Origin of the sequence: Pedobacter sp. Leaf132, assembly GCF_920984695.1 — a bacterium.
In the GTDB taxonomy this organism is placed as follows: Bacteria; Bacteroidota; Bacteroidia; order Sphingobacteriales; family Sphingobacteriaceae; genus Pedobacter.
Window position 1 is genome coordinate 36213 of record NZ_CAKLBO010000005.1, and the last position, 13703, is coordinate 49915.

The 13703-nt window shown below is 41.0% G+C and carries 8 protein-coding genes; 7 read left to right on the plus strand and 1 reads right to left on the minus strand.

All coding sequences use genetic code 11. The features are described from left to right. On the minus strand, positions 1 to 876 hold the full coding sequence (locus LUA86_RS10940) for an AraC family transcriptional regulator (RefSeq protein ID WP_231461665.1): 876 nt from the start codon (positions 874 to 876) through the stop codon (positions 1 to 3). 302 nt (positions 877 to 1178) lie between these two features. Here LUA86_RS10940 and LUA86_RS10945 point away from each other — a divergent pair, with 302 nt between their 5' ends. From LUA86_RS10945 to LUA86_RS10975, 7 genes are all read left to right on the plus strand, one after another. Next, positions 1179 to 2372 (plus strand): AGE family epimerase/isomerase, encoded by a 1194-nt coding sequence (locus LUA86_RS10945; RefSeq protein WP_231461673.1) that lies wholly within the window; start codon positions 1179 to 1181, stop codon positions 2370 to 2372. A 352-nt stretch (positions 2373 to 2724) separates the two neighbouring features. Beyond that, positions 2725 to 4131 carry a glycoside hydrolase family 30 beta sandwich domain-containing protein gene (locus LUA86_RS10950; protein ID WP_231461679.1) on the plus strand — a complete coding sequence of 469 codons (1407 nt, stop codon included), beginning with the start codon at positions 2725 to 2727 and terminating at the stop codon, positions 4129 to 4131. Between the two features lie 2 nt (positions 4132 to 4133). Then, positions 4134 to 5708, plus strand: coding sequence for a carboxylesterase/lipase family protein (locus LUA86_RS10955; RefSeq protein WP_231461681.1), 1575 nt, complete (start codon positions 4134 to 4136; stop codon positions 5706 to 5708). A 1032-nt stretch (positions 5709 to 6740) separates the two neighbouring features. Further along, entirely contained in the window at positions 6741 to 7976 is a 1236-nt protein-coding gene (locus tag LUA86_RS10960) for a YecA family protein (protein WP_231461683.1), read from the plus strand. A 15-nt stretch (positions 7977 to 7991) separates the two neighbouring features. Beyond that, positions 7992 to 9746 (plus strand): DUF262 domain-containing protein, encoded by a 1755-nt coding sequence (locus LUA86_RS10965; protein ID WP_231461685.1) that lies wholly within the window; start codon positions 7992 to 7994, stop codon positions 9744 to 9746. Beyond that, complete coding sequence (locus LUA86_RS10970; RefSeq protein ID WP_231461687.1) at positions 9727 to 10944, plus strand: hypothetical protein; 1218 nt, start codon at positions 9727 to 9729, stop codon at positions 10942 to 10944. Before LUA86_RS10965 ends, LUA86_RS10970 begins: the two co-directional genes overlap by 20 nt. Positions 10945 to 11264: 320 nt before the next feature. Then, positions 11265 to 13700 carry a sensor histidine kinase gene (locus LUA86_RS10975; protein WP_231461695.1) on the plus strand — a complete coding sequence of 812 codons (2436 nt, stop codon included), beginning with the start codon at positions 11265 to 11267 and terminating at the stop codon, positions 13698 to 13700. The last annotated feature ends 3 nt before the right edge of the window (positions 13701 to 13703 follow it).

Genomic DNA, 13703 nt, shown 5'->3' on the forward strand with positions numbered 1-13703 from the left:
TTAAATAAATACGCGCTTGCCAACATAGTTTTCACGGAACTCTTTTGGCGTGCAGCCTTTTTTGCTTTTGAAGGTGCGGTTAAAGTTGGCCATATTATTAAAGCCGCAAATAAAGGCAATTTCAGCAACAGACTGGGTCGTGTCAATAAGCATTCTGCTGACATGTCCCAGCCTGATTTCGTTCAGCGAATCAATAAAGTTATAACCGGTGCGTTTTTTAATAAACCGGCTGAAGGATGCTTCTGGCATGTTGGCTATCTTGGCTACTTCAGAAAGGGTGATAAGCCTGTTGAAGTTATTATTCATATACTCAAATACCTTTTCAATCCTTCTGCTATTATAATTATAATCTTCCTTAGTAAAACTGGAATCCGAAAGCAGTTTGGTATCCCTGGATATCGAGAGATCATGCAATATCGATAGTAGCTCTAATATCGAATCAAAGCCGCTTTTCTTACTCAAAGCCAAAAGACGCGGGGAAATGCGTTCAATGGTTTCCTTAGAAAAAAGAACACCACGCTTACTTTGCTCAAACATATTACGAATGAAAGAAAGCTGATTGCGCTTTAAAAACTTTTCATCTAGTAAGTCCTTATGAAATTGAATGGTGACCTCTCTAATGTCCTCACTTACACAATTATGAGTAAACCAACCGTGCGATAAATTAGAGCCTACCAGCACCAGTTCCTGCTGCTCTATTTCAGCTATATGATCACCCACAATCCGTTTAGCCCCGGCCGCATTGAGCACTAAGTTGAGCTCCATGTCCTCGTGGTTGTGCAGCGGGAAATCAAATTCTTGTTTGGTTCTGGAAAAAATGGTAAAACAGTCGTTCGGCGTCAAAGGGGTGATTTCCCTGATTACATTTTTAGACATATTATATTTGGTTATACAGGGCAATATAGTTAAAAAAACACTACATGTTTAGCTCCAACTCTTGAGTGATATTTTCATTAGAATTCGGAGAAAAGGTGAAATGAGGGCTATAGAGGCATATAGCTAAGCTTTTTGTGAAAAATTATACGATTTTTGTTAATCGTTAAGGTAAAATAATATCAAAAAATGCTCGAATAGTACAAGTGCTGTAGCCATAATGCATTAGTATCAGCTTATGTTAAAAAAATATTAGTTTTATCAGCTCAGTCCAGTTAGTTTTAGCAAAATTAAATTTTCAGATTATGTCAGCTACATCTCTTCCAAGCGCTTCAGAAATTGAGTTCGAACTACAAGCCATACTCCGTTACTGGAAACAGCGCAGCATAGATAATGAACATGGTGGTTTTGTTGGCCAGATTGATGAATCAGAGCAGATTATCCCTAGGGCTGATAAAGGTTCAGTTTTAAATGCAAGGATTCTCTGGAGTTTTTCTGCCGCCTATTTAAGGACCGGCTCAAAGGAGGATTTAGCGGTCGCTGAGCGGAGCTACCTATACATAGAAAGCCATTTCATTGATTACAGTTTTGGCGGGGTATACTGGACAGTTGATTTTAAGGGAAACGCGAAAGATAAAAAAAAACAAATCTATGCCATTGCATTTACCATTTATGGCCTAGCTGCCTATTTTAGCGCCAGTGGTGATGAAAATGCTTTAACTCTCGCTAAATCCTTATATGCTGATATCGAAAAATATAGTCATGATATAAATGAGCTGGGCTATTTTGAAGCTTTTGCCCGGAATTGGACGCAGTTAGATGATTTGCGATTGAGTGATAAGGATGCAAATGAAAAAAAAACAATGAACACCCATCTGCACATTCTGGAGGCCTACAGTTTGCTATATACCTTATGGCCTGATGAAGGTCTTAAGCATCAGATCATTAAGCTGCTGAAGGTTTTTAAAACTCATATCTTAAAACCTAACGGCCATTTAGGACTGTTCTTCAATGAATACTGGGAGCCTAAATCCAGCGCTATTTCTTACGGACACGATATTGAAGCTTCCTGGTTATTGCTCGAAGCAGCTGAAGCGATAAAAGAGGTTGAACTTATTACCGAATTTAAGCAGTTAGCCCTTAAAATCAGTTTAGCAGCGATAGAGGGTATTGATAAAGATGCAATGGTATATGAATTCAATCCAGAAAACGATCACCTGATTGCAGAAAAACACTGGTGGGTACAGGCAGAAGCCCTGGTAGGGTTATATAACGCTTTCCAGATTTCTAAAGATGAAAGGTTTCTTCAGCATTTCAATAAAATCTGGAACTATACCACTACTCACCTCATCGATAAAACTAATGGTGAATGGTTTTGGGGCAGAAAAGAAGATGGCAGTTTGATGGCTGGAGAAGACAAAGCCGGATTATGGAAATGCCCATACCATAATAGTAGGGCCTGTTTAGAGCTGCTCAATAGAATTCAAACGCTAGCTTAAATTTGGAGGGAACGGGTGAGAGAAAAATAATAATTGCATCAGGCTAATTGCTAAATTCACAATTGCTGGAGAAAAGTTTAGTTAGGCCCTTGAGGGTGAGTGTTTATTAAAAAGTAATCCAAGCTGAAACAATCTAAGCAGCCTTAAGAGAGAACTAATTGTCAAGGCTTATCCTGGAAATCCCGGAACTGGAAAGCCTGCAAAAGGAATAACCGTTTTGATGATTAGTATAGGGGATTGAGATTTGTTGGTCAAATTGGAGGCCATCAATTCAAAACATTATAAATTGTTAAAATCCTATTAAAAAAAGGATAACCTGGGGCTTAAATTTGTGTAAACCAAGTATACCTTTATGCCCAGATACTCTCAGTCTATTAATGCGTTCAATTTCGCGCTCTTTCTTATTTTAATCAATACTTTTCCTTTTTTGCTTCAGGCACAACTCAAGGCGGAGGGTTGGGAGACCAGCAATGATAAAACGATGCTGTTATCAAAAATGAACAATTTTGAGCGAGGAGGGGGGCAAGCAGAAATCATTAACATCAACGCCGAAAAAAAATATCAATCTGTTGACGGGTTTGGTTTTGCGCTGACAGGTGGCAGCGCGCAACACCTCATTCGCATGTCCGCTCCGCAAAGGAAAAAGCTCTTAAGTGAACTGTTTGGAAATGGACCAGACCAGGTGGGGATTAGTTATCTTCGGGTAAGCATCGGGGCATCTGATCTGAATGAATATGTCTTTTCTTACGATGACCTAAAAGCAGGGGAAACTGATGCGGAGCTAAAGCATTTTTCCTTGGCGCAGGATGAAAAAGATGTGGTGCCTGTTTTAAAGGAAATTTTAGCGATATCCCCAAAAATAAAAATAATGGGTTCTCCATGGTCCGCCCCGGTATGGATGAAGTCAAACCAAAATGTTCAGGGTGGAAGATTAATGGATAAGTATTATAGCACTTATGCAAATTACTTTGTGAAATACATCCAGGCGATGAAAAGCCATGGAATTGCTATTGACGCAGTGACCATTCAGAATGAACCTTTCAATGATGGCAATACCCCCAGTATGCAGTTTTTGGCCAAAGAAGCGCTTCGTTTTATTCGCGATCATCTCGGACCCGCCTTTAAGCGGGGAAATATAAAAACTAAAATTGTTCTGTACGACCACAATTGTGATGCCCCGGAATATCCGATTTCAATCTTGGCAGACAGAGAAGCAGCAAGCTACATTGATGGTTCAGGGTTTCATTTATATGCCGGTCAGACTTCAGCGATGGGCAAAGTACATGATGCGTTTCCCAATAAAAACATATATTTTACGGAAATGATGGCTGTAAGCAAGGATGGAGGTTTCAATACCGCTTATCCTGTGGGAAGGATACTCATCGGTGCCCTACGGAACTGGAGTAAAAATGTGATTCTCTGGAACCTTGCTGCGGATGCTAAATATAACCCGCATACAGATAATGGCGGCTGCTCAATATGTCAGGGAGCGGTAACCATAGATGGAGATAAAGTTCAGCGGAACCTGGCCTATTATGTCATTGCGCATGCATCCAAATTTATTCCTTTTGGATCATCAAGAATTGAGAGCACTCTTACCACAAAGGTTAGCAATGTAGCCTTTTTAACCCCGGAGGGAAAACGGGTGCTTATCGTCTCTAACAATTCGGCTGAACCACAAACGATCAAAGTCATTGAGGGAGGTCAATCTTTTTCTTACACTATAAATAAAAGCTCTTCAACGACCCATATCTGGTGATTATGATTACAATAAAAAAATATACTATGCTGCTGCTTATTTTATTTTCATTGAGCCATGCTTTCGCTCAGAGCAAAATTGCAAAAGGTGATGAAACTTTGGTCACCCTTAAAGAAGGGAAAATTAAGGGCGCTATCTTGTCCAGCTCTGTGGTAGCTTTCAAGGGTATTCCTTACGCTGAAGCCCCCCTTGGTGAGCTCAGATGGCGTTCACCAGTTCCTAAAAAGAACTGGAATGGAATAAAAAACGCGGTGGCTTTTGGTTCCAGGTCTCCTCAGCGCAATAGTTATGATGACATGGTTTTTCGAAGCGCCGAAGAAAGTGAAGATTGCCTGTATCTTAATCTCTGGAAACCTCGGGTAGAAGATGGTAAGTCCTTGCCCGTAGTGGTGTACTTTCATGGAGGAGGGTTTTCCAGCGGGGATGGATCAGAGCCGAGGTATGATGGAGAAAGCATGGCGAGCAAAGGAATTATTTTTATTACTATAAATTATAGGTTAAGTGTCTTTGGATTCTTAGCGCATGCCAGCCTGTCCAAAGAAAGCAAACGGGGAAGCTCTGGTAATTACGGATTGCAGGATCAGAATGAAGCGCTACGCTGGGTGAAGCGCAATATTTCAGCTTTTGGAGGAAATCCAGATCAAATCACCATTGCTGGAGAATCCGCTGGTTCTATGTCGGTTTCTGCCCAAATGTGTTCACCACTTTCAAAAGGACTGTTTCACGGGGCTATCGGGCAGAGCGGGTCAGTGTTAGGGTTTGAGCCGCCTGTGAGCTTAGCACATGCGGAGAAGATAGGCGCAGAATTCGCTAAAGCTTGCGGAGCAAGTAGCATTGATGAGTTGCGAAAAATCCCCGCTAAAGAGCTTTTAAAGCGCTCAAAAGATTACTGGTTTCCCCTAACAATAGACGGTTACTTTTTCATAGAACAACCACTTATTACCTATAGCTACGGTCGTCAGATGGATGTGCCACTCCTGGCTGGATGGAACTCGGCAGAGCGAAGCATGAATACTATTCTTTCCAATCAGAAACCTACGGTTGAAAATTATAAGGCCGGAGTTGAAAAGCTCTTTACTTCCAAGAGCAAAGAAATATTGGCACTGTATCCGGCAACTGCAGACGAACAGGTCCCACAGTTGGCAACTGACCTTGCCAGCGATCGCTTTATTTCCTATTCTACATGGAAATGGATTGATGTGCATAGTAAAACAAACGGGTTTCCAGTTTATCGATATCTGTTTTCTAGAAAACGTCCAGCTTTCATCGGACATGGATCACACAATGCAGACGTCATGGGCGCGGTACATGCTTCGGATATTGAGTACGCCCTTGGAAATCTCAACCTAAATAAGAATTATAAATGGGAGAGTGAAGATTTTGAAACTTCAAAAGTCTTCCAGTCCTACCTGGTAAACTTTATAAAAAGTGGTAATCCAAATGGAAACGGTCTTCCCAGATGGTTTGGCCTTCAAAGCAGTATTCCAAAAGTTATGATTATTGATAATGAAAGTAAATCTATACCTGAAAAGAACTGCAAAAGGTACATGCAACTCGACGGAATACTGAATCCTTAGTTTAGTTCTTTTGTAATGCCTTTAATTTGTTTGTCATCGCGCTTTTTAGGGTTGAGTATCGGCTAAAAATGAAAATATTGTCAGCTGAATAAACTGGAGTAGATTGTCTCCATCTCAATGAAAATAGATTCGCTGTAAATTTTTTAACTGCCTGAATTCAAATGGGAGGGCGAATGATGGGTCAAATCAGATGCGTTGTTGATTATGGAACAGATCTAAAAGCTCGGCGTTGATGTTTACTGGCCTAACTTATTAATTATTCCAACGCACGTCGATATAGAGCACTGTCATTTAAATAAGTTTACAGAGAGGACTAGTTCCGTCCCGCTTGGATGTGAACTTCGTTCAGTTTTCAGCGTTTAAAGGCTATCTAGAAGGTTTTTAAAGAGCGACTCACCAAATTACTCACTTTTTTGTCTGTATGTTTTAGTTGCAATTGCTTAAATATATATTTTTTTTAGAAAAAACATACAACCTTCGAAAGAATTTAACCTTATTTTAGAGAAACCATAGGGACTAAAAAATTTAAGAACCTTTGACCCTTACTCTGCACCGTCTGAGCTCATTTCGAACTCTTTTAAATTTAGATAAGCACCAGACTATCAACGTAAACCAGAATTGAAATATATCAGTAAAAATATTGGGACTAAAAAATGACGTTCTGTTATCCTCTGTTGACCTAAACTGGGTATGTTCAATGCCGTTAACTTAAAATTCTGACGAATGTACGCTCTATATTTTATAATCTTGTAAATTTTCTGTAACTCAAAAAACGCATTTTTGACTTATAATCGATGGTTAGACTGGAACACTCAATCCTTTGGTCCTTGGTTCGGGCTTAGGTAAGCATTTATGATAGTTTAAACTATCTTTAACCCGTGGGATCATTTATTACATATATTTTTGTTTTATTAAAATCCAATCCGGATTGGTCGTGACTGGAAATCATAAAGATAAAAAAAATTATTTGCGAACATATTCTCAAAAACGGATAATTTTGAATATGTAAACCTTATCCATTAAAGCTAAATTATGACCACACTACTATTTGATGATTTTTTATACCGCTGGTATGAGCAGGGCGGAGTTTGGTATTATGGTTCCGCTTCGGGTAGTGGTCATATACCGTTTAGCTACAAAGAACGTTCACATTTGTTATCGCGATTTTTAAATGGTTTACTCACTCACGATCAAATTTATATTCGAATTGCCCAGCTCGAAGAACTGATCAGCTTACTGGGGATAGCCGCCACGCTTTTCCTATTAAAAGCAGACACACTCGTTGTAATAGATGATGGCGGTACATTTGCCGGCTTTATGCCGAATGGAGACGATAACTTATTGATGAATTTCAGTTCTGCGACCGCGCTTCAATTCGATGCCATATTGAGCCGACTGCAAAAGGAACATATCGGTTTTACCCAACGAAACTTGTTAAAATCCCTAATCTACCAAGCGGATGGCAAAAAGTTGGAAGCAGACGGCGCGCTTTTACAACAACAAGTAAGTTTGGAGGATAGTTCTGATCTTCGTAATGGCATTTTAACCAAATTTCTTGAATTCGGCCAATCTTACGACAACATTATCGTCAAGGAGGATGACATCGTTCCGCTGATGCGCCTGAACCAGGCTAACAAGAGCCTGATCTATCAGCATGAGTTCAAGATAACGACTTTGTCGACCGAAAAAAGAACGCAGCACATCATAGCTGCAAAACTCGGGCCTTATTTAGGCGGCCGACGGACGGACCCTATCGAACTCTTTGAAGACATCTTGCATAAAAAGCAATTGCCGGATTTATCAGGACTATATCAGCAAGGACGCTTAACCATGATCGATATTCTGAAACTGAGGGATAATTATGACGGGCGTAAATTCAGACAATGGCTGGAAAGCGAAGATTACGACCAGCAACGAATCTATCAGCAGTTATTGAAAAGTCGCAAAAGCCTTAGCTCGATTGCCTGGCAATCGCTGATCAGATGGATAATCCCAACCGTGGTCGGTATCTTACATACCCCGGTTGGCGTGGCGGTTTCCGCATTAGATAACTTTTTGGTAAGCTACCTAATGAAAGATTGGCACCCCAATTTATTTTTGGATGGACAATTAACTAAAAAACTGGATGACATTGCGGCCAGTCAGAAAATGCAAATTGCGCACAAGCAACAGCTTGAAATTTGGAACCGCAGGATCGGACGGAATGATCCCTGTCCCTGTCATTCCGGATTGAAATTTAAACATTGCTGCGGCAAAGGCGTAAACTAATTATATTTATAAACGATGACCACCATACCCACTACACAGGACACCCAATTAGTATCCTCGATCTCGGCAGATAAACTTGCGGTAAAGGATATATTTTCTGACAATTATTTATTTACGATCCCGAATTACCAGCGCCCGTATTCTTGGGAGGAAGAACACTGTACCCAATTATTGGACGACTTGCACACGTTTGCCTTTAAAGACGAACCGTTTGATGAGTTGCCACCTTATTTTTTAGGAAGCGCGGTGATCATCAAGCGCGAGCATATCCGAAATGCCCAAATCGTAGATGGGCAGCAACGTTTAACAACTTTGACCATCTTATTGTCCTGTTTACGGTTCGCAATCGCTGATAGAGGACATAAAGAGACGATCTCAGAGTTCATATTCCAGAAAGGCAACAAGCTAAAAGGGACATCCGCGACCTATCGTTTGAGAACTCGAACTCGCGACCAGGAGTTCTTTAACGCCTTAATCCAAGAAGAAAACGGTTTAGCTAACTATTTCGCTAAACCCGACCAGATCGGTATTAAGAATGATGCCCAAAGCCAAATGATGATGAATGCCAAGGCATTACTGGACGAATTCAAAAGGAAAAACTATACGCAGGATCAACTGGAACTGATGGTCACTTATATCATACAAAAATGTGTGATCGTGATGGTTGCGTCCACCGATGAAGATATGGCCTTCAGGATATTTAACGTCTTGAATGACCGGGGAAAAGACCTGACCATCGCCGATATCCTAAAATCTGAAGTACTCGAAAAGATTGAAGAAGAAGACCAAAGCACTTATACCGAAAAATGGGAAGACTGCGAAACTAAACTGGGTAGTAACCACTTTAAAAACTTTTTCGGTTACCTCCGTGCCATCTACGCAAAGAAAAAAGCAGAAAAGTCGGTTATTACCGAGATCCGCGAGTACGTCAAGCCTACAGAAAACCCAAAAAGCTTTGTCGATAACGTGCTCATCCCTTTTACAAATGCCTACCATCACATTCTTCAAGTAGATTATAAAGCCATAGAACATGCAGAGATTATCAACGGGCAGTTTCGGAAACTCAAACGAGTCGGACATACTGACTGGATACCCAGCGCTATCTTTTTCATGGCACGTCATGTGAATGCACCCGATAAAGTTAAAGATTTTCTGTTACAACTCGAACGCACGACTTTGGGCATGGAAGCCATGAAAACATCACTGAACGAACGCTTAGAACGCTATGCCAAGATTAATACCAGAATCGAAAATTGCACTGATCTGTATATTGGTGGAAGTGAACTTATGCTGAGTTCGGCAGACCGAACTTACATCATCGCTTCGTTACGTTCACCTGATCTATATGGCAAGCGTTTAGTCAAACCAATTTTGGCACGCATCGAGGAAGAAATGAACGACCATTCCATTACGATCCACTATGGGGGCCTGAATATAGAGCATATCTTGCCGCAAACGCCGATAGATCATTACTGGAACTCCAGGTTTACGACCGATGAAAAATTAAAATTCACTAATTCTTTGGGAAATTTATCATTGATCACAGTCCGTAAAAACTCCCAGGCCAAAAATTACGATTTCGCGAAAAAAATCAATACTTATTTCAGGGAAGATGGTAAAGCATCTAACCTAGCGATGGTCAACCGTCTGTTAGATTATTCCGAATGGAAAGGTGAATATATCGAAAAGCGGAACACCGTGCTGATCAATTTATTGCTAAGGTCATTCGGTCTTCCTGAAATTATAGCAGATGTCCAGAAATCAAGCTAACGGTAATCCGGACTTTCATCCGGATACGAAATTTATCATCGCAGCCCGGGCAGGTTTCAGGTGCAGTTATCCAAAATGTGATAAACTGCTGATTGGGCCGGGCACAGAAAGCAACAAAGTGACCAATTTAGGCGATTGCGGACATATATTTGCAGCATCGCCTATTGGCCCCCGAACCAATGGTGGACTTAATCCCCAACAACTGGCAGGACCACAAAACGGCATCTTTCTTTGCAAACATCATCACGGACTAGTTGATCGCCGTTGGAGCAATAATATCCATACTTCCGATATGTTGATCCGCTATAAAGATCGGCATGAGTTCCATATTTCTGCGGAAATCGGCGAACATCATTATCCAATGAATTGGATTAACGCGTTTTCCATCACGAACAGTTCACTTTTTAGCGCATCGTTGAAGATCATGCTTGGTAAAGTGAACTTTATTGTCGGGGATAATAATACTGGAAAATCACTAATAATGGATGTCATTTACGCCACGCTAACCCGTCAATTGGAACCTAGGCTTCACCGTCGCAATTTCCGAGCGGAGTGTATGTTAGAATTTGATAACCCTATCTTACCGAGGGCGGAAATATCTATGAACCATACTGGCGAGTTTGTCTACCAAATGAAGGACAGCAAGGAAGCTTTCCTTCCTTACCATATCAATGTATTATTCCTTAGAAATGAATTAACTTACTCAAAGGATGATTTGGGAGACATCACCAAATGTTTAAGACTATCGCGATCCTTCTTAAAAACACACCTGCAAAACCTTGACCTCAAGGATGGTCTATATGCGAAAGGCATCCAAATTGTAGAAAGGCGCCGAAAACCCTATCAAATAGATTTACTTTATGTTCGAACCGAGTCTTCAAAAGATTTTTATATGCCATTCCGGGATTTATCATCTAGCGAAAAATTTCTGACAATCGTAGATATCCTGGTTTCATTGGCTAATCACTTAGCGGCATTTCAAACTGTCCTTTTACTGGTGGATTGGAATGACCTCTTCCATTTCGATAAAGACAACATGAGCAAGGTGCTAGAACTATTGCGGTCTAAGTCCAGTATGTTCCAAAGTATTGTCGCATCGCCCCATAGTTATTTAGATGTCGACTGGACGGGCTGGGTCATCGCGAACCTTCAAGGTGGCGTTCCCAATATTACCGTGCGACAAAATACGCTGGACTAAGTTTATTGTTAGCTATTTAAATAACGTTATATTCAGCATTTACTAATTACAAACCACCTTTCGCATGCCAGACCTCATGTAAACTAATTCTAGTGTTAACACTCAAAAATGACAAGTAATTCTACGACAGACAGTAGAGGAACTCCGAACTAGTCTTTACAGGCAGGCACTATCCTAAGGGGCTTTGGCGAGCAAAACGATCAACGGCTTGGAAATCTAAACCAAAAAATCATACATTTACATGTATTTGTTTAACGCTCAAACCTTCTACCCTTTCTGGGCATGGCTGAGCGTATCTATAAATTAACTAATTAGGACCAATGGCCAAAATACCTTTTATTGTTTCTGCTAGGGCGGGTAAGCTTTTGGGAAGGGAAAACTTTTCCAATCCAGAGGGGGCAATAATCGAACTGGTTAAAAACTCTTATGATGCTGACGCGCAGAACTGTGTGGTAATCTTCAATGTTCCCTTCAAGCTCGAAGCCGATGACGAGGGGAATGAAAACAAGGTGCTACTGACTCACCTGGCCAACATTTTTATCATTGATAATGGCGAGGGAATGGACGATACGATCATCAAGGATTTTTGGATGAAGATTGGAACAGGTAACAAGGAGAGTAATTCTGTGACCACGAAGGAAAGGGTGAAGACTGGAGCAAAGGGCATCGGTAGGTTTGCGCTAGACAGACTTGGCTACCTTGCAGAAATGTGGACGCTTCCCAAAGCGGCTAAAGATAATGATGGCTTCAAGTGGAAGATGGACTGGAACCAGTTCGACGAGTCAGACAAGTCCATTTCGGAGATCAAGGCTGATCTGGACGATTGCAAGGTTGATTTTAAAAAAATATTGACCAAGGAAATTGGTCAGGATCTCGGTTTCCTTTCCGGCATCTTCGATACTGAAGCTAGCACGGGGACCATCCTAAAGATATCAAATCTGAAGGATCAATGGTTCGATGAAGAGATCGGTGATGTTTTCAAAAGCCTAGAGGCACTGATTCCACCAAAAGAACTAGAGATTCCGTTTGAGGTTGTGTTACACCATCTTCAGGAAGGTAATGCATATGGAACGGTCGATACTGCATTTTTCAATGATTTTGACTATAAGCTTACCGCAAAATACGATTCTAAGAAACTAATGGTGGAATTCGAAATCACCAGGAACGAGTTAGACCTGGAAATTGTCAGGAGAAAATTTTCTTCGATCTACCGTAATGCGAAAGCGCCATATAATCTACAGACACTTGAAGAAAAGTCTTTCCAATATTCCAAGCCTATCGACAAACTTCTGAAATGGGACCTAGATGACAAGAACAAAAAACTGCTCAAAGAAGTGGGCTCGTTCAACCTTACCTTCTACTATCTTAAGTTCGCTGTATCTAGAAAAGAGGACTATCCTTTCAAGAGCCTGAATGCAAAGGAAAGGAAAAGTGTACTTGATAAATTCGGTGGCGTAAAGATATACCGCGATTCTTTCAGGGTAAGGCCTTATGGTGATCCTGACAACGATTGGCTGAAGCTGGGCGCCAGGGTTGCTCAAAGTCCTGCCGGTGCCGGACAGCGGATTGGCGATTGGAGAGTTCGTCCGGAACAGACAGCTGGAATAATTACCATCTCAAGGAATGCGAACCCGATGCTTGTAGATAAATCAGATAGAGGATCTCTTCAGGAAAACGATGCCTATGATACTTTTCGTTTGATCATTATCCAAGTAATCCACGAGTTTGAGGTTGACCGGTCAAAGGTCCTCAACGTTTATTACAAATATTTTGACACCCAGAAAAAGATTCAGAAGGAGGAGGAAATCATGCGACGGGCGTTAGTGCTCGCTGACAGAATTGTACTGGAGAGGCAAAATACCGAAGAAAAGATCTACGGAAAGGAAATAAAAAAGCTAGACCTCTTCGCAGAGGCAAAATTGGTGGAAGAGAAAAGGGCCTATCAAGAAGCTTTCATCGATACTTTCAAAGTTATCGAGGATGAGCAGGCCGAGCGCGACAACGAAGAAATCGTCCAGGTAAGGGGGCTGGCCAGTCTTGGGTTGATCATGTCATCCTTCTCCCATGAGCTAAAAGAAGTGCGCAACAGCGGCAACGAAGTTAAGTCCCTAAAAAAGATCTACGAAAAGCTTACGCCAAAAGAGAAAAAGCTGATAGAGGCCTATAGCGATGGTAATGATATCATCCAGCAATTGGATGAAAACTATGAAAAGATTAGGCATTGGGTGGACTATTCGCTTACCGCAATCAAAAAAGACAAGCGAAAGCGAGGAAAACTCAATTTTTCAGCTTATGTGGGCACATTGTGTACCACTTGGGCAAAAATATTCAAGTCCCGTGATATTTCTTTGGTTTTGGAGGACAATACAAAAGGTCTGAATTATTCTTTCAGGGCATTTGAAATGGACATGGATACGATCTTTACCAATCTGATCAATAATTCCTTCGATTCTTTTGATGCGCTGAAGAAAGTACAGGAACGCAAGATATCGATTGGCTTGGAAATCATAAATGATGATATAGAAATCACTTATTCAGACAATGGCAAAGGCCTCTCCGAAATATTCCAGGAGAAGGAAGAAATCTTTCTTCCCTTTACAACATCAAAAAAAGACAGAAAGGGTAACGATATCGGCACCGGACTTGGCATGTACCTGGTGAAAAATGTTGTTGATGACAATAACGGTGAAATCTCAATACTCAGTCCTCCACATGGATTCGCAATCAAACTATCATTTCCAATAAGAAAAAATTAACGC

What these genes read in the sequence shown, in the direction of transcription:
- LUA86_RS10940 (WP_231461665.1), bottom strand. Translation starts at nt 876, where the DNA reads ATGTCTAAAAATGTAATCAGGGAAATCACCCCTTTGACGCCGAACGAC.
- LUA86_RS10950 (WP_231461679.1), top strand. Translation starts at nt 2,725, where the DNA reads ATGCCCAGATACTCTCAGTCTATTAATGCGTTCAATTTCGCGCTCTTT.
- LUA86_RS10960 (WP_231461683.1), top strand. Translation starts at nt 6,741, where the DNA reads ATGACCACACTACTATTTGATGATTTTTTATACCGCTGGTATGAGCAG.
- LUA86_RS10975 (WP_231461695.1), top strand. Translation starts at nt 11,265, where the DNA reads ATGGCCAAAATACCTTTTATTGTTTCTGCTAGGGCGGGTAAGCTTTTG.
- LUA86_RS10970 (WP_231461687.1), top strand. Translation starts at nt 9,727, where the DNA reads ATGTCCAGAAATCAAGCTAACGGTAATCCGGACTTTCATCCGGATACG.
- LUA86_RS10945 (WP_231461673.1), top strand. Translation starts at nt 1,179, where the DNA reads ATGTCAGCTACATCTCTTCCAAGCGCTTCAGAAATTGAGTTCGAACTA.
- LUA86_RS10965 (WP_231461685.1), top strand. Translation starts at nt 7,992, where the DNA reads ATGACCACCATACCCACTACACAGGACACCCAATTAGTATCCTCGATC.
- LUA86_RS10955 (WP_231461681.1), top strand. Translation starts at nt 4,134, where the DNA reads ATGATTACAATAAAAAAATATACTATGCTGCTGCTTATTTTATTTTCA.